Source organism: Leifsonia sp. NPDC058248, assembly GCF_042881905.1.
Classification (GTDB): Bacteria; Actinomycetota; Actinomycetes; order Actinomycetales; family Microbacteriaceae; genus Leifsonia.
This window is the reverse complement of record NZ_JBHVXB010000009.1, coordinates 19,258-34,623: the sequence shown is the minus strand read 5'-3', so window position 1 is coordinate 34,623 and position 15,366 is coordinate 19,258. Positions and strand designations below refer to the sequence as shown.

At 65.5% G+C, this 15,366-nt stretch carries 17 protein-coding genes; 11 read left to right on the top strand and 6 right to left on the bottom strand.

Annotated elements, in window-relative coordinates:
- Positions 1–54 precede the first annotated feature (54 nt).
- Complete coding sequence (locus ACFVV5_RS14925) at positions 55–888, top strand: SDR family NAD(P)-dependent oxidoreductase (RefSeq protein WP_387245633.1); 834 nt, start codon at positions 55–57, stop codon at positions 886–888.
- Between the two features lie 69 nt (positions 889–957).
- Here ACFVV5_RS14925 and ACFVV5_RS14920 read toward each other — a convergent pair whose 3' ends face one another.
- Complete coding sequence (locus tag ACFVV5_RS14920; RefSeq protein WP_387245630.1) at positions 958–1,614, bottom strand: GntR family transcriptional regulator; 657 nt, start codon at positions 1,612–1,614, stop codon at positions 958–960.
- A 155-nt stretch (positions 1,615–1,769) separates the two neighbouring features.
- Here ACFVV5_RS14920 and ACFVV5_RS14915 point away from each other — a divergent pair, with 155 nt between their 5' ends.
- On the top strand, positions 1,770–2,456 hold the full coding sequence (locus ACFVV5_RS14915; RefSeq protein ID WP_387245627.1) for a GntR family transcriptional regulator: 687 nt from the start codon (positions 1,770–1,772) through the stop codon (positions 2,454–2,456).
- A complete protein-coding gene (locus ACFVV5_RS14910; protein ID WP_387245624.1) occupies positions 2,456–3,157 on the top strand; it encodes a GntR family transcriptional regulator in 702 nt (233 codons plus the stop codon). The genes ACFVV5_RS14915 and ACFVV5_RS14910 overlap by 1 nt, the downstream gene beginning before the upstream one ends.
- 89 nt (positions 3,158–3,246) lie before the next feature.
- On the opposite strand, the gene ACFVV5_RS14905 is transcribed toward ACFVV5_RS14910, so the two are convergent.
- Entirely contained in the window at positions 3,247–3,927 is a 681-nt protein-coding gene (locus ACFVV5_RS14905; RefSeq protein WP_387245621.1) for a GntR family transcriptional regulator, read from the bottom strand.
- A 101-nt stretch (positions 3,928–4,028) separates the two neighbouring features.
- On the bottom strand, positions 4,029–4,259 hold the full coding sequence (locus ACFVV5_RS14900) for a hypothetical protein (protein ID WP_387245618.1): 231 nt from the start codon (positions 4,257–4,259) through the stop codon (positions 4,029–4,031).
- Between the two features lie 189 nt (positions 4,260–4,448).
- Here ACFVV5_RS14900 and ACFVV5_RS14895 point away from each other — a divergent pair, with 189 nt between their 5' ends.
- Together ACFVV5_RS14895 and ACFVV5_RS14890 are read left to right on the top strand one after the other, a co-directional pair.
- Entirely contained in the window at positions 4,449–6,806 is a 2,358-nt protein-coding gene (locus ACFVV5_RS14895; protein WP_387245615.1) for a cell wall-binding repeat-containing protein, read from the top strand.
- Positions 6,807–6,895: 89 nt separating this feature from the next.
- Positions 6,896–7,579: a DUF805 domain-containing protein gene (locus ACFVV5_RS14890; RefSeq protein WP_387245612.1), complete on the top strand. Its 684-nt coding sequence runs from the start codon at positions 6,896–6,898 to the stop codon at positions 7,577–7,579.
- 73 nt (positions 7,580–7,652) lie between these two features.
- Here the strand turns inward: ACFVV5_RS14890 and ACFVV5_RS14885 are convergent, their stop codons facing one another.
- Positions 7,653–7,937, bottom strand: a complete 285-nt coding sequence (locus tag ACFVV5_RS14885) for a Fe-S cluster assembly protein HesB (RefSeq protein WP_387245609.1) — start codon at positions 7,935–7,937, stop codon at positions 7,653–7,655.
- A gap of 157 nt (positions 7,938–8,094) precedes the next feature.
- Between ACFVV5_RS14885 and ACFVV5_RS14880 the strand changes: the two genes are divergently transcribed.
- Positions 8,095–9,123 carry a formylglycine-generating enzyme family protein gene (locus tag ACFVV5_RS14880; protein WP_387245607.1) on the top strand — a complete coding sequence of 343 codons (1,029 nt, stop codon included), beginning with the start codon at positions 8,095–8,097 and terminating at the stop codon, positions 9,121–9,123.
- A gap of 37 nt (positions 9,124–9,160) precedes the next feature.
- Here the strand turns inward: ACFVV5_RS14880 and ACFVV5_RS14875 are convergent, their stop codons facing one another.
- Entirely contained in the window at positions 9,161–9,697 is a 537-nt protein-coding gene (locus ACFVV5_RS14875) for a type 1 glutamine amidotransferase domain-containing protein (protein WP_387245604.1), read from the bottom strand.
- Positions 9,698–9,729: 32 nt separating this feature from the next.
- On the bottom strand, positions 9,730–9,870 hold the full coding sequence (locus tag ACFVV5_RS14870; RefSeq protein WP_387245601.1) for a hypothetical protein: 141 nt from the start codon (positions 9,868–9,870) through the stop codon (positions 9,730–9,732).
- A gap of 154 nt (positions 9,871–10,024) precedes the next feature.
- Between ACFVV5_RS14870 and ACFVV5_RS14865 the strand changes: the two genes are divergently transcribed.
- From ACFVV5_RS14865 to ACFVV5_RS14845, 5 genes are all read left to right on the top strand, one after another.
- Positions 10,025–10,369: a lactococcin 972 family bacteriocin gene (locus ACFVV5_RS14865; RefSeq protein ID WP_387245597.1), complete on the top strand. Its 345-nt coding sequence runs from the start codon at positions 10,025–10,027 to the stop codon at positions 10,367–10,369.
- Between the two features lie 29 nt (positions 10,370–10,398).
- Positions 10,399–10,935: a hypothetical protein gene (locus ACFVV5_RS14860; protein ID WP_387245594.1), complete on the top strand. Its 537-nt coding sequence runs from the start codon at positions 10,399–10,401 to the stop codon at positions 10,933–10,935.
- Positions 10,936–11,382: 447 nt separating this feature from the next.
- On the top strand, positions 11,383–12,036 hold the full coding sequence (locus ACFVV5_RS14855) for a peptidoglycan-binding protein (RefSeq protein WP_387245591.1): 654 nt from the start codon (positions 11,383–11,385) through the stop codon (positions 12,034–12,036).
- A gap of 41 nt (positions 12,037–12,077) precedes the next feature.
- On the top strand, positions 12,078–12,653 hold the full coding sequence (locus ACFVV5_RS14850) for an ATP-binding cassette domain-containing protein (RefSeq protein ID WP_387245588.1): 576 nt from the start codon (positions 12,078–12,080) through the stop codon (positions 12,651–12,653).
- Positions 12,654–14,417: 1,764 nt separating this feature from the next.
- Positions 14,418–15,242, top strand: coding sequence for an aldo/keto reductase (locus ACFVV5_RS14845; RefSeq protein ID WP_387245585.1), 825 nt, complete (start codon positions 14,418–14,420; stop codon positions 15,240–15,242).
- The last annotated feature ends 124 nt before the right edge of the window (positions 15,243–15,366 follow it).

Here is a 15,366-nt window from a genome sequence, read left to right as displayed (position 1 = left end):
TCGAGGTGCGGCCGGTCGTTCGCGGCGCCGCGACAACCCTTCGAAGGAGCCGAGATGACTGACGCAGCGATCGACAACAGGCCGGATGCGACGGACTCGCCGTTCTCGCTGGCGGGATCGACGGCCCTCGTGACGGGAGCGAGCCGAGGCCTCGGCCGGGCGATCGCGATCGAGCTCGCGCGCGCCGGCGCCGACATCGCCCTCGGGATGCGCGACCACGGCGACCTCGCAGACTCGGACCCCGCGATCCTCCAGGCCCACGCCGACCTCGTCGACGACATCGAACGGTTCGGGGTGCGGGCGCTGCCGCTGCGGATGGACGTGCTCGACCTCTCGGAGAGCAGGGCCGCGATCGATCAGGCCGCGGCGGAATTCGGCCGGCTCGACATCCTGGTGAACAACGTCGGCGGAGGAATCAGCGAGCCGGCGATCGACGTCACGGCGGACCACTTCGACCACGTCTGGGCGCTCAACACGCGATCGACCTTCTTTCTCGCCCAGCACGCGGCCCGGCTGATGCGGGAGACCGGGGGCGGATCGATCGTGAACGTCGCGTCTCAGGCGGGGCTGGTCGCGCTGCCGGGCGAGTCGTCGTACTGCATCAGCAAGGCCGCCGTCATCCACCTCACGCGGTGTCTCGCGGTCGAGTGGGGCGAGCTGGGCATCCGCGTCAATGCGGTCGCGCCGACGTTCATCGAGACGGACGGCACCAGTGAGGCCCTCTCGGACGAGGCGTTCCGAGCCGACACCATCGAACGGATCGCCGCCCTACACCGCATCGGCAAGCCCACCGAGGTGTCCGGCGCCGTCGCCTTCCTCTGCTCGCCCGCCGCGTCGCTGATCACCGGGCAGACCCTCGCGATCGATGGGGGCTGGACGGCGCGCTGATCCGCCGGCGCCAGCGAACGGGCTCGCCGCCGGCGCTCCCGGCAACGGAGTCGCCGCGCGATCGCCCGGTCAGTTCGCTGCCCGCGTCAGCGACGCCACGAGGTGGTCGACGTAGGTGGAGATCGCCGCGCACGCCGCTTCGGCGTCACGTCGGTGGGTCGCTTCGGTCAGCCCGGCGACGAATTCGCGGAGCGGCTGCTCGTTGATCTGCTGGGTCAGCTTGCGAGCGAGCCGGCGCACCTGGGGAAAGACGTTGTTGAGCGCGCGGAGCCGCGACGGATTCTCCTCGAATTGCGCGAAGACCGTGACGAGATGCTGGAACACCCGGGCGAACCGCGCGATGTCGGAAGCGACCGCGGATTCTATGAGCGCGTGAGTGGCCTCATCGACGAGAGCGATGTCATCGTCGGAGAGCCCCGCGACGCCGCGTCGCGCCGCTCCCGCCCAGAGGTCGCCGGCGACCTCGAGGGCCCTTCGGACGCCCCCGATGTCGAACGGGGCGACCCTGGTGAAGCGATTGCGCTCCGTTTCGACGAGGCCCTGTTCGGCCAGGCGATCGAGTGCGTGACGGATGGGCGTGCGGGAGATGCCGAGCCAGAGTTCCAGCTCGCTGTCGCGAAGACGCTCCTCGGGCTCCAGTGTTCCTTCCATGATCGCCGCCTCGATGCGGATGTAGGCCTCTTCGGAGAGCGAAGTGCGGCGAACGTGTTCTGTGGGAAGCGGCATGGTGACGGCCTTCTGTGCGAAAATCCGGGACGTGAACGTAAATATACTAGATGATAAACCTGAGGATCAGGTGATCGACCGCTGACTGGCGTCCCGTATCCGTGACGCGGAGTTTTGCGGACAACCCGCGAAACGTTCGGATGTAATATCCATATATGCCTGTACCTGTGATGAATTCGGTCAGCCCCCGGAGGCTGATTCGCGATGAAGTGTTCCTGCGGCTTCTCGACGCCATCGTCGGCGGTGATCTCCTCCCCGGCGAGCAGTTGGTCGACAGCGAGATCGAGCAGTGGATCGGAGTCTCCCGCACACCCGTCCGTGAGGCGCTGAACCAGCTCGCCGCGATGGGGCTCGTCGAGATCCTCCCCCAGAAGCAGACCCGGGTGACGCCCGTCGACCCCAAGCGGCTCCAGGGTCTCATCGAGACGCTGGCGACCCTGTTCCGCAGCGTCGTCCGCGACACGACCCCGCTGCTGACGGAGTCGGACATCGCGTCGCTTTCCGCCACCCTGGCGACGCTGTCGAACTCGAGCGACATCACAGGGATCCTCCGCGACCAGCTCGTGAGCGACGCGGTCATGAACCTCTACCTGCGCCGCCTCGACAACAAGACCATCGCCCGCCTCGCGACCCGTCATGTTCCCGAAGTGCGCCGCGCGCTGAACGTCGCGCCGAGCAGCACCACCGCTTTCGAATCCGCCATCCCCCACCTCGAGAAGATGATCACCGCATCGATCGAGAACGACGCGCGCGCCGCATCCGAGGCGGCCTCCGCCTTCTGGACCGAGGGCATCGGCAAGCTCGTCGACGAGTTCCGCACCCAGGCCGGAGGGTCCAACTGATGCCGCTTCCCACCACGAACTCCGCACCGCTCGAACGCCAGCTCCTTCGCGATGTCGTCTACGAGCGCATCTACACCGGCATCATCGACGGCACACTCGAACCCGGCGAGACCCTCCTCGACGAGAAGCTCACATCGTGGCTCGGCGTGTCCCGCACCCCGGTGCGCGAGGCTCTGATGCGGCTCGCCGACATCGGCCTCGTGGAGATGTCTCCCAACCGGTACACCCGGGTCGCTCCGCTCGACCTCCGCGCCATCGACGAAGGCGTCTACACCTCGGGCATCCTGCTCGAATACTCGGTGCGCCAGGTCGTTCCGACCATCTCGAACAGCACGCTCTCGAGCCTCGACCGCCATGTCAAAGAGGCGAAGAAGCACGCCAAGAGCAAGGATCTCCCGGCGCTCGCGATGTCGGTCAACGAGTTCTTCCTCGAGTTCGAGCGCGCGGCCGACAACACGGTCCTCCTCGCGGTGAGCGAAGGTCTCAGCCCGCAGCTGCTGCGGTACGTGACCGTCTGGCAGCTGCCGTTCGAGGTCGAGAGCCTGCCGGCGGCACTCGAGGCGATCGCCTCGGCCGCGAAAGAGCATGACGCCGACAAGGCTGCGGAGCTCATTCGCGAACTGCACGCGCCGACGCGCGACCAGTTCCTCAACCAGTACCGTCGCTCCGACGAGGAGATCGACGCGAACCCGATCGTCTGATGGCCTGATCGCGCGATCGTCTGATCGCCCGGGCACGAACGTCGCGTGGGCCGCCTCGACACTGTCGCGGCGGCCCACGTCGTTTCGGGTCAGGCGTGCGCGTGCACGTCGCAGTGGGAGTGGGGATCCGCCGACTCGCTCCGGTGGGCCTGCGCCAGCGCCCGCAGGTAGGAGTCGATCGCTGCCCGGATGCGACCGGGGGCTTCGGCCCGGATGGCGTCGTCCAGTTCTGCGACCAGTCGCCGGCGTTTCTCGGCGTCGGTCTCGAGGTCGATGCCGAATCGGTGGGCGACCTCCGTGGTGTAGAAGTGCGCTGCGATGGGGGCGAAATGTGCGGCGACAGCGGATCGGCTCACGCGACGGTCCGAGCGGGAGAGCATCGCCTGGCAGAGGGCGAGGAAGTCGTGGACCTCGGTGGATCCTTCGGTCGTCGTGCGCCGCGTCTTCGTGGCGGGGCCACCGCACTGGCGCGGTATCGCGGCGGTCGCCAGTGAAGCGATCAGCTCGACCCGCTCCAGCATGTCGCGGGGAGACCACTGCGTCACCTCGGTGCGACTGTTGCGCGTGATGGTGACCAGATCGACGAGCGCGAGCCGGGAGATCGCCTCGCGGATCGGGGTGCGCGAGATCTCCCATTGTTTCGCCAGTTCGTCGACATGGATGCGCGTGCCGGGGGCGATCTCGCCGGAGACGATGAGACGACGGAGCTCCTCGTATGCCGACTGCGCGAGCATTCGCGTGGTGAGCGGCCGAGGGGCGGTGTTCAGCATCCGTATCTCTTCTCTAGACGTGGAATATCACCATGACACCATCGAGCGTGCATGTCAAATTCAAACTTCTGAATCTAGTATTTTCTCAGGATCCACACGCCTCAGCCGATCGGCCGCCCCGGAGTCAGGCGCTGGGCGTCGCCCTCGAACGCCCGGCCCCGGTTGTACAGGCGCTCCCTCCGGTGGACTTCGGTCGTCAGCGCCTTCGCGATCATGTCGGACCAGGAGGCGTCGCGCTCGTCGGCGCACGTGTTCCGGTACACCGCCTTGGCGCGACGGCGCAGGTCGTCATCGATGTAGAACGTGACGGCGACCCGCCCGAGCTCGCTCACGAGGCGCATCCGGTGACGGAGGTTCGCATCTGGTGTCCTTCCTGCGTGACGGTCGTGGCGTGTGATATTCCTGATGATAACTGACGGCACCGCCCTGCGACGCGATTTGTCACCACTTGAGGGATGTCGCCCCCGCGCCCCCGCGGCCCCTAGGCTCTCGTTGATCCGTGTCAACGAGGGGGAGTTCGCATGAAGGCTTCGACGATCGGCGCCGGTGTCGTCTCGGTGACCCTGCTCGTGGGGCTGCTGGGCGTCGCCCCGGCGATGGCGTCGACGACGCCGCGCCCCGACCCCTCACCGGCGCCCGCCGCACCTCAGGTCCCGGATGCGCACATGGGCGACTACTCGGCGTCCCGCTTCGACGAGCAGGCCGCAGGCCTGCCGGCCGACCTCACCGACGCTGTCGAGCGCGACCTGGGCGTCTCGCCCGAGCAGTACCTCGCCAGCGCGGCGGCCACCTACGATGCCGGCCAGGTGATCGACGGCCTCACGAACGACGGCGTCACGATCGAGAGCGCGCGGCTCGAGGGCGGGACGCGGCTGGTGCTCGGGGTCGCATCCGCCAAGGACGTCACGCGTGCGGCGGAGCGCGGAGCCGTCGCCGTGGTCGGGCTCAAGGCGAGCGAGGACCTGTCGAAGGTGAAGTTCACGAAGGCCGAGGCTCTGGTCAACGGCACCGGATGGGGATACGACTACGTGAATCCTGGTGACTCGACGAAATGGATCGCCGAGTGTTCGGTCGGTTTCAACGGCCATCGACTATCGACCGGCAAACCGCAGTTCGTGACAGCTGGACACTGCGCGGAACATCTGCCGAGCCCGCCCGCGTCCTCATTCAAGCTGACGCAGTCCAAGGCGGGCCCAACTGCGAGAGCGGGCAGCGCGATCGGAATGCCCGATCCCGCGAACTTCCACTACGGGGACGGCTTGGACTCCGGCCTGGTCGATGTGGCGAATCCCTCGTTGACCCCTCTGCCCCAGGTGACCACCTGGGGTGGGGGCACCGGAGCTTCGACTGCCGGCACGCAGGTCTCCGTGCTCGGGACAGCCCAGGCTCTGGTCGGCTCGATCGTCTGCAAGTCGGGCATGACCAGCGGCTGGACGTGCGGCAAGGTCCTCGAGACCGCGACGCACATTCTTGTCAGCGATACCGATGTCAACGCGCTCATCACGTCGGCGTGCGCGATTCCCGGCGACAGCGGGGGACCCGCGCTGCTCGGAAAGTTCGCCCTCGGCGTTCTGTCGGGAAGCGGAACAGATGACAAGGGGCGTTGTCTCTCTGCCTTCTTCCCGATCGTCGATCCGAATTACTCGGTGCAGACGCAGCATCCCGACTGGGAGATCGCCGTCGACCTGCAGAAGCCGGTTGTCTCCAACCCATCCGGCGTCGCGTTCCAGAGCGTGGGTCTGGCCGGATCCCTGCTGAACGGCGTGCCCGGCGACACGGCTTACCTCTATTTGGACGGTGCGACCACGCCGACCTCGCAGGTCGCGATCGTGTCGGCGGCTGCCTGGAAGCTGCCGCTTGCCGGCGTGAGCCTCGGTGCGCACACGTACCGAGTCGTGGTCCGCTGGGGACAGCGCAACACCTCCGCGGCAGCGACGGGCAGCGTCATCGTGGCGGCAGCGCCGGCGGTCGATCGCATCCAGGCCGCCGACCGCTACAAGACGGCCGTCGCGATCTCGCGGGCGGGCTTCCCGAGCACGACGGGCGGCGTGGTCTACATCGTGAGCGGGCAGGCGTTCCCGGATGCCCTGAGCGCGGCGCCGGTCGCGGCTTCGCAGAACGGCCCGCTCCTGCTCACCATGAACGCCGCGCTCCCATCGATCGTGAAAGCGGAGATCGCCCGGCTCGCGCCCCGGAAGATCGTCATCATCGGAGGCCCGGCCGCGATCTCGCCCGGTGTGGAGACCGCTCTGCGAGCGACCGCTCCCCACGCGGCCGTCGCACGTGTCGCCGGCTCGAACCGGTACGCGACGGCCAGAGCACTCGTCGGCTCCGCCTTCGGCGCGACCGGCGTGAACACGCTCTACATCGCGACCGGGAAGAACTTCCCCGACGCCCTGTCGGCAGGCGCCGCCGCGGGCTCCAGCGGATCCGCCGTCCTCCTCGTTCCGGGGACGAGTACCTCACTCGATGCGACGACGCTCGCACTCATCGCGAAGCTGCACCCGAAGGCCATCCGCATCGCCGGAGGACTCGCCGCCGTCTCGGCGGGGATCGAGAAAGCGCTCGCCGGCAAGGCGCCTTCCGTGAAGCGCCTCGCCGGTTCCGGCCGCTGGACGACGTCTCAGCTGATCAACGCGGACGCCTTCCCCTCGGCCTCGAGGATCTACCTGGCGAGCGGCCTGGTGTTCCCGGATGCCCTGGCCGGCGCCGTGCTGGCAGCCAAGAACGCGTCGCCCCTGTACGTGAGCCAGACGAATTGCGTGCCGCCGGGGGTCCTCCGGGCCATCGCCGGCTACGGGGTCAGCCGGGTGACCGTGCTGGGCGGCACCAGCGCGCAGTCGCCGAACGTGGCGAAGCTCGTGTCCTGCGCCCAGTAGCCGGAGCCTCGGGTCGTCGCGCGGGAGAAGCCGACGGGACTAGGCTGACCGCGACCGGCGCATCCGGTGCCGGACCTGGGGGTCTCGTGATGACCGCACCCGTACCACCGACGTCGCAGCGCGTACCCCTCTGGGCGCCGTACTACGGTGCGCCGTTCGGCGAGGCCGTCCGGCGATTCTGGAAGAAGTACGTCCGTTTCGACGGCCGGGCCAGCCGAAGCGAATACTGGTGGTGGGCGCTGGCCAACGCGATCGTCGTCATCGTGCTCTACGCGATCGCCGCCCTCGGAGGATTGGCGGGATCGACGATCGACGCCGAAGGCACCTACCGCGCCGGACCGGGCTTCGCGCTCGGAATCGTCCTCCTGATCGTCTGGGGCCTCGCAACGCTGATCCCGAGCATCGCCCTGCACGCGCGACGCCTGCACGACGTGAATCTGAGCGCGTGGCTTCTGCTGCTCGTGCTCGTGCCGAGCCTGGGCGGCCTCGCCATCTTCGTCATGACGCTCCTTCCGCCGAACCACGGCGGTGCCCGGTTCGACCGGCCCGACGACGAAGTGCCGGGCTACGGCGTGGCCGTTCCCGGTCCCGGCCTCCCGCCGCGCGACTACGGCTGGCCCGAGTATCCGCTGCCGTATGCGAGCCCCGCCGGCGGCCAACCGCTCTATGCGACACCCCGCCCACCCGAGCCGCCGGCAGCGCCTCCACCGCCCCCGCCGCCACCGCCGCCACCACCGCCTGTTCCGCCGCAGAGCCCCACGCCTCCCGCGTAGGCTCTCCGGCCGCAGACAGAGAACGGCCCCCGCCGCGCACGCGCGATGGGGGCCACTCGACGTTCGAGTCCGGTCAGCTCAGAGCTCCGATTGCGAAGCTCACCGCCCCGTTCTCGTCGACCTGTGCGTCGAGCACCTTGTCGTCGAGGGCGACGGCAGCGCCCGGCTCGAGGAAGAGCCGCGCGCCCGACACCTCGACCACCTGATCGGCGGGCTCGGGAATGGGGGCGACGGCGGCCGCGAAGGCCGTGTTCTGCGGGTTGCTGCTGCTGATCCGCAGGCCGGCGTCCTCCGTCTCGACAGACTGCCCGGTGAGGGTCTTGACGATCGTGCTGGCGTTTTCGGTGAGTGTGAGCATGAGCTCTCCTTACTGTTTCGGTCCCAGAACCGTCCACCCTTCCGCAGACACCGGATGCCCTCAAGGGGTCGGACCCGGATTGCCAGCAAGCACACAAGAACTCGGAGCCATCACGACATCCGTTGCCAGAAAGGATGCACGACCGCAGACTGGTGGCGTGTCCACCACCGAATCGCACGCTGAGCACGACGGCCACGACGAGCACGTCGACCCCGCCGGCCACGACTGCTGTGCGCCCTCACGGGAGGGCCTGACTCTCCGGACCACCGCAGCCGGCCCGGTCCGGATCCTGCCCGTGACGGGTTCGGGCGGCCACGGGATCCCGCAATCCACCGTGCCCGCGCAGACCTTCGCGATGGGCGACCGGCACGGGGACGACCGGTGGGGCGACGGCGAGACGCCCGTGCATCCGGTGACCGTGCCGGCGTTCGAGATCGACTCGACCAGCGTCACCAATGCAGCGTTCGGTCGCTTCGTCGCAGCCACCGGTCATCGCACCGAGGCGGAGACGTTCGGCTACTCGGCGGTCTTCCACCTGGCGCTCGCGGCCGACGACGAGGACATCCTCGGCCAGCCGCCGCAGACTCCCTGGTGGCTCGGGGTCGCCGGCGCCGACTGGCGGCACCCGGGCGGACGGCACTCGTCGATCGACGGCCTGGACGGGCATCCGGTCGTTCACATCAGCTGGAACGACGCGCAGGAGTACTGCCGGTGGGCCGGGAGACGGCTGCCCACCGAAGCCGAATGGGAGTGCGCCTCGCGGGGCGGCCTCGACGGCGCGCGGTATCCGTGGGGGGACGAGCGCGGCGGCCTCGACGACCACGCCGAGCCCGAGCATCCGTGGCGCTGCAACATCTGGCAGGGCGATTTTCCGGCCGTCAACACCACGGCGGACGGCTTTCTCGCCACGGCGCCCGTGCACACGTTCGAGCCCAACGCCTACGGACTCTGGCAGACCGTCGGCAACGTCTGGGAGTGGTGTGCGGACTGGTACGACGCCGGCTACTACGCCCGCTCTCCGGAGGCGAGCCCGCACGGACCGGCGTCGGGGGAGCAGCGCGTGATGAGGGGAGGCTCGTTCCTCTGCCACGACTCCTACTGCAACCGCTACCGCAACGCCGCGCGGTCCTCGAACACGCCGGACTCCTCCATGGCGAACACGGGGTTCCGCACGGTGGCTCTGTGAATCAGGCGCCGATCGCGAGTCACGCGCCGACCGTGAGTCAGGCGCCGACCGCGGCCAGGAACTCCCGGCTGAACGCCGGCAGGTCGTCGGGCCTGCGCGACGAGACGAGCACGAACGGTCCGTCGTCGACGATGACCTCGCGGTCGACCCACTCGGCGCCCGCGTTGCGGTAGTCGGTCTGCAGGCTCGGCCAGCTGGTCAGTGTGCGGCCCTCCACGATGCCGGCCTCGATCAGCACCCAGCCGCCGTGGCAGATGACGCCGATCGGCTTGCCGGCGCCCGCGAACGCCTTCACCAGGGCCACGGCCTCGGGGAGCATCCGCACTTCGTCCCCGTTCGCGACGCCGCCCGGCAGCATCACCGCGTCGAAGTCGTCGGCCGATGCCTCGGCGAGCGTGACGTCCACGGGGAAGGTGTCCGCCTTGTCGAGGTGGTCGAACGCCTGGACGTCTCCCGCCTCCGCCGAGACCAGCTTCGGTGTTGCTCCCGCGTCGCTCAGAGCCTTCCACGGCTCCACCAGCTCCGCCTGCTCGATGCCCTCTTTTTGTGCGCTGATAACGTCTAATTCTGTCACCTTGGAGCCTCCCGAGAGCCGGCTGAACGCGATCAGGCTCGGCGGCGAGCCTGTCTAACCGCCAACTTCTGACGCACCCAGATTGCCGCCAGCTTCCACGCGACCGCCCCACACAGCAGCAGCAAACCCAGCACTAACGCCGACAAAATCGCGGGGACGAGATCGGTGAGCATTTGATAAGGATAGCAGCTTATCTTGCATATTAGTCTCTGTCCTGACTAGCATATTGATCTAACATATGGGTACTGTCTTTGCAGCCGTTGACATTCCGTTCCTCGGCAATCGAATCGCGGGGCGGCCGAGGCCGCCCCTGAAACAGGGGCCAAAATGAACCGTTTCGGAAAAGTTCTCGCAGGTGCTGCAGTAGCCGGAATGCTCGCAGTGATTCCTGCAGTGGGGGCATCTGCCGCACCTCTGGCGCCAAGGGCCGTCGTCTCGGCTGAGACATTTAGCTCCGCCCCAGGCGGGGGAACATGGCAGCACGGCACGGACGCATGGGACGTCTTCTCGAATTACTACCATTCCAGCAAATCTCACACAGCTACCGCGTGCGACAATGGGGGGCTCGTCAAGACGTGCAAGCAAGCGGTAGCAATCAAAGGCAACTGGGCTAGCTCGAAGACGACGAAGAGCTACTTCGGCGGCAATACGGCGTTTTGGAACACACTCTGAGCACTAATCGACGCCTAGCGGCGGCTGTAGTGGTCACAGTTGGGGCACTTGGCCTGTTCGGCTGCGCTAACCAGCCGCACTCGGCCCTCGGCCCAGGGGAGGCGCCCTCGAGACCTTGGTCGGATCTAATTAAATCCACTTCTGACAAATCCACGACAGACGCTGAACGAAGTGCACTCAAGGACGGTGCGATCTCCGATCAGGAATATGCATATTTCCAAGAACAGATCAAGGATTGCTTGACAAAGCTGGGCGTTACCGCAAAGTGGTCGAGTGACAAGTCACTTGAATACACCAAACCTGATGGTGTCACGAACGATGCGATCGACAATTGCAATCGAGAGAACGGACTAGAGATCCTCGCTCTTCGCGATGCAATGGATCGAAACCCTCAGCAGCTAGATGAGAACGACATTCTGGTGGCCTGCCTAAAACGAGTCAAGGCAGTCGATCCTGGCTACACTTCCTCGATGCTCGCGAGCGGTGTCGACCTCGACAAGTTCATGAACGGTGAGCTATTCGACAAGTGCAATGCCGACCCTCTGCACTACGGCAAGAACAAATAGACTCTGCTGGCGCGGTCCAGGCGACGGCGCCAGCAGGTGGTCTCGAAGATCAAGATGCACACAAACAAGAGAAGACAGCCACAGCGTTGGCAGGTTGGGCTCGGCGCCCTAGCTCTCGCGAGCGCCGCTGGGTTAGGCGCAACAGTCATATCCCTTCTGCCACAAACCCTGCCGGGTTCCCTACAAGGCCCCACGGAGCCGAGCGAGATCCGCCTAACCACGCACTCGTTTACCGACGACCGATCCGTGGAAATTACAATCATACGGTCGAGCGACTTGCCCTTGGGAGCGCCGCGCGCAGGCCGCGTCACAGCTCTGAGGTGCACGGTTGGATCAACGGCATCTTCCGGTGGCACATTCTTGTCGCTGGACGGCTCCCCCGTTCTAACACTGGCGACAAAGGCTCCACTATGGCGTGATCTCGCCCCCGGAGACGCTGGCGTAGACGTGCAATACCTCCAACAGGAACTGAAGCGCCTCGGTTACGACCTTACCGCCGACGGTCGAATGGGGCAGGCTACCCTTCGGGCCGCCCGACAAGCGATGAAGAGCGTCGGCATAGATTCGGCGTCCCTCTTCATCCCACTCTCCGTAATTTCATGGATACCTGCACCGTCCACGGTGTTCCGTTCTTGCGACACGACACTCGGCGCTTCTGTTGCCGCCGGCGACAAGCTCGCCACGCTTGGTTCTGGCGGGCAGTCGATCACGGTCAAGGACCTACCTAGCGATCTTGTTAGTGGATCAAGGATCGTGCGCCTGGGACACCTTGATATTCCGGTAGACGCCAACGGTAAATCAGTGGCACCCATCCCTGAACTCGATCCCTCTGCCCTTGCTCCCGCTAGCGATGGTGCCAACGCCACCGACAAACCGATTTCAGCCACTCTTAGCCTCGCCAAGCCCATTGACGTGAGCAGCGCTCCTCCGTCCGCGATATTCGACCTCAATGGACCGCACGGTTGCGTAATGAGCAACGGCAAATTGATCTCAGTCAGAGTTGTCGGGTCACAACTCGGACAGGCCTTTATCGACTTCGGACAAACACCAGTACCGCGCAAAGTCGAACTACATCCCAATTCGCAGACCCGATGCCACTAAGTCTTCACAAAGTCGGTCACAGCTTCGACGGGCAAACCTGGTTGTTCCGCAACGTCGAGATCGAGTTCATTCCAGGAAGGGTCTACGCACTCACGGGGCCTTCCGGCTCTGGCAAGAGCACGCTTCTTTCCATCCTTGCCGGCTGGTTCAACCCTTCAGAGGGACGGGTAATGCGCCCGGATAGCGCGAGAACGAGTTGGGTCTTTCAAAACCCACACGGGATCGCACATCGCTCCGCCCACGATCACATTGCTCTCCCGCTTCTCGCCCAAGGCTTGAGTCTCTCCACCGCTGACGAACGCGCGGCGGAGCTTCTTGAACAGTTTGGACTTTCCGCAACCGCCAATCATCCGTTTGCTCATCTATCGGGAGGAGAAGCGCAGCGGCTAATGCTCGCACGAGGAATTGCCTCTAACCCTGACCTCCTACTCATCGACGAACCCACCGCGCAGCTTGATCACACGACGTCTCGCACAGTCAATGAAGCGATCGCCTCCATCGCCAATGACGGGACCGTTGTCGCAGTTGCGACGCATGATTTCGCGACCAGAGACGCGTGCTCGGACCAGCTTGATCTCAGCAACTGGGCGTGGCCCCGCAAATCGACGGCCTCATGAAGTCCTCAGCGATAGCCCGCGAGGCGTGGAGAAATATCAGCTCGGGAACGACACGCGCGGGTGTCTTAGCCATGATCCTCGCATCAATTACAAGCGGGCTGGTATGGGCTGACATCACGACCATCAAACAGACGATGGAGCAAGGCGAAGCGTTTCACCACAGTGGGGCTTCAGTTCTAATCCTGTCAGCCGATGGGAGAATCGACGGATCCGCGTGTGAAAGGCTTTCGGCTCTTCCCGGCATCCAAGCCGCGGGTAGCCTGCGCAACTCAGATTCTCGAATCACGCCCGCGGCCTTGCCGGGCTCCCCTCTGCCAACTACACAAGTCTCACCGGGGCTTGTCCGCCTGCTGGACGGACGAGTCAGCAAATCGGGCATCTTGGTTGGGCCCGAAGCCACGGACTCGCTCGGCCTCAACCATAAGAATGAGATTGCTACTACCGAGGGAAGAGCCCTTCCAATCGGTGGCACGTACGCATACCCGGATGATGGTCGACGCGGCGGGCTGAGTTACGCCTTACTAATACCCACGACGGCGAGCGGACGATTCGACGAATGTTGGGCAGATATCTGGCCTTCCAACGAGAACTTCTCGCAGTTACTGTTTACAACGCTTCTTCCCCTGCAGAGTTCAGATAAGCCACACCTTTCGCAGCTCAATTCAACTATGGGCACCTCATTTGACGGTGCCGGCGCGCTCCGGTCAAGGGTCACACGCTTTGCGCCACCTGTTGGAGCCGCATCAGGGAGCGTCATCGGATTTTGGGGACTATTTAGTCGACGACTTCAGCTTGCATCTGCTCTACACGCTGGTGTGCGACGACGCTCTCTCCTGGCAATCCTGCTCATCGAAACGGGGGCTTGGCTGATTGTTGCAGCATCCGCTTCTATGACGATCGGGGCGATAGGAGCTCACCTGGTAATGGATGACAGCAGACCAACTCTCCTGCTCGTAGCGTCACAGATTACGGGCGCAGCAACCCTTGGAACCCTTGTCGGCGCTTGCATGGCTTTCGCCGTTACGAGGGAAGAACGGCTCTTCCGGTACTTCAAAACTAGGTAACCGCATCTCGCGTACCAGCGCACGATAGACGGTGCAGAGTCCGCTAACGTCGACCGGCGCGAGATTCTCGCAATCCGCTGGCGCAGATTGGACTCACGCTAAAGCCGTGGATGCAACTGGTCAGGCAAGATTGGGCCCAAGCGACAGCCAAGGCTGAACGGCTAACCCGAGGGCAAGGGTGCGGGCACCCGCGGCAGCTACATTCCGATGCCGCGTCCGCGCCCAGTGGCGGAAATTCGTGCGGCTCTGGGTCGGTTCCGGACCAAACCACCTGAATTTGGAAGAACTCACTGGCATCCCCGCCTACACACTGCGACGCCCCTTCCGCGGCGAACGGCCCGCACCGTTTGGTGAAGTCGTTGTCCTCACTGTTGCTCTAGGGTTAGACATATCTGATATTACACAGCGAACCGTGGTCCACCCGCTCCTGGTGCCTCCAGCTGGGTCCGTCATGGCGGGGCGTATGGTTTGGGTGATTTCGTCATCCCGCTCGTACACGATCCGCTCCGCTAAACCAGCACCTCCCACAAGTAATAGCCGTCCTCGCCAGCGTGATCCCGCTCCAGATACGCACCGCCGCCCACTACCCGAACGGAAAAGCGTCACCCCACCACGCACGAAATCGCGACCGTCTTACCTTCGAGACTCATGCCTGCTCCTTCTTGTCCGCTCCACCTGTACGCAGCGAGAGAATGAACCCATGGCGACGATTCCCGAGATCCCCCTCAACGACGGCCACCGCATCCCGCAGATCGGCTTCGGCGTGTACAAGATCCCCGACTCCGAGACGGCGGATGCCGTGGTCAGCGCTCTGGATGCCGGTTACCGGCACATCGACACGGCCGCGTTCTACGACAACGAGCGCGGCGTGGGGGAGGGCATCCGGCGCAGTGGGCTCGACCGCGAAGACGTGTTCGTCACGAGCAAGGTGTGGTGGGACCAGAACGGCTACGACAGCACCCTGCGGTCGTTCGACGCCAGCCTCGACCGGCTCGGTTTCGACACGATCGACCTCTTCCTCATCCACTGGCCCGCGCCGAAGCACGACAAGTACGTCGACACCTGGCGCGCGCTCGAGCAGGTGCGGGACGAGGGACGGGCGCGCTCGATCGGCGTCGCCAACTTCCACATCCATCACCTGGAGAGACTCGCGCGTGAGACGGGCTCTGTGCCGGCGGTGAACCAGGTCGAGCTCCACCCCTGGCTGCCGCAGCAGGAGGTCCGCGCGTACGACGCCGAACACGGGATCGTCACCGAAGCGTGGTCGCCGCTCGCCCGCGGCCGCATCCTCGGCAACGAGCCGCTGGCCGCCCTCGCACGCAAGCACGGTGTGACGCCGGCGCAGATCGTGATCCGCTGGCATGTTCAGCTGGGCGATGTGGTGATTCCGAAGTCGGTGAATCCGCAGCGCATCCGGCAGAACCTCGACGTGTTCGGGTTCGAGCTCGACGCGGACGACCTGGCGGTCATCGCCGCCCTCGAGACCGGCGAGCGCACCGGCAAAGACCCCGACGACCTCGGCTGAGCGCGCGCGCTCCGCGCTCCGCGCTCCGCGCTCGCCGACGCAATCGAGTCCTGACTTGCTGGGGCCAAATCGCCCAAGGCGACCCCGCAAGTCAGGAGTCGGCCTCGGGCGGGGCGGGGCGGGG

What these genes read in the sequence shown, in the direction of transcription:
- ACFVV5_RS14925 (WP_387245633.1), top strand. Translation starts at nt 55, where the DNA reads ATGACTGACGCAGCGATCGACAACAGGCCGGATGCGACGGACTCGCCG.
- ACFVV5_RS14895 (WP_387245615.1), top strand. Translation starts at nt 4,449, where the DNA reads ATGAAGGCTTCGACGATCGGCGCCGGTGTCGTCTCGGTGACCCTGCTC.
- ACFVV5_RS14890 (WP_387245612.1), top strand. Translation starts at nt 6,896, where the DNA reads ATGACCGCACCCGTACCACCGACGTCGCAGCGCGTACCCCTCTGGGCG.
- ACFVV5_RS14885 (WP_387245609.1), bottom strand. Translation starts at nt 7,937, where the DNA reads ATGCTCACACTCACCGAAAACGCCAGCACGATCGTCAAGACCCTCACC.
- ACFVV5_RS14905 (WP_387245621.1), bottom strand. Translation starts at nt 3,927, where the DNA reads ATGCTGAACACCGCCCCTCGGCCGCTCACCACGCGAATGCTCGCGCAG.
- ACFVV5_RS14910 (WP_387245624.1), top strand. Translation starts at nt 2,456, where the DNA reads ATGCCGCTTCCCACCACGAACTCCGCACCGCTCGAACGCCAGCTCCTT.
- ACFVV5_RS14920 (WP_387245630.1), bottom strand. Translation starts at nt 1,614, where the DNA reads ATGCCGCTTCCCACAGAACACGTTCGCCGCACTTCGCTCTCCGAAGAG.
- ACFVV5_RS14915 (WP_387245627.1), top strand. Translation starts at nt 1,770, where the DNA reads ATGCCTGTACCTGTGATGAATTCGGTCAGCCCCCGGAGGCTGATTCGC.
- ACFVV5_RS14845 (WP_387245585.1), top strand. Translation starts at nt 14,418, where the DNA reads ATGGCGACGATTCCCGAGATCCCCCTCAACGACGGCCACCGCATCCCG.
- ACFVV5_RS14870 (WP_387245601.1), bottom strand. Translation starts at nt 9,870, where the DNA reads ATGCTCACCGATCTCGTCCCCGCGATTTTGTCGGCGTTAGTGCTGGGT.
- ACFVV5_RS14865 (WP_387245597.1), top strand. Translation starts at nt 10,025, where the DNA reads ATGAACCGTTTCGGAAAAGTTCTCGCAGGTGCTGCAGTAGCCGGAATG.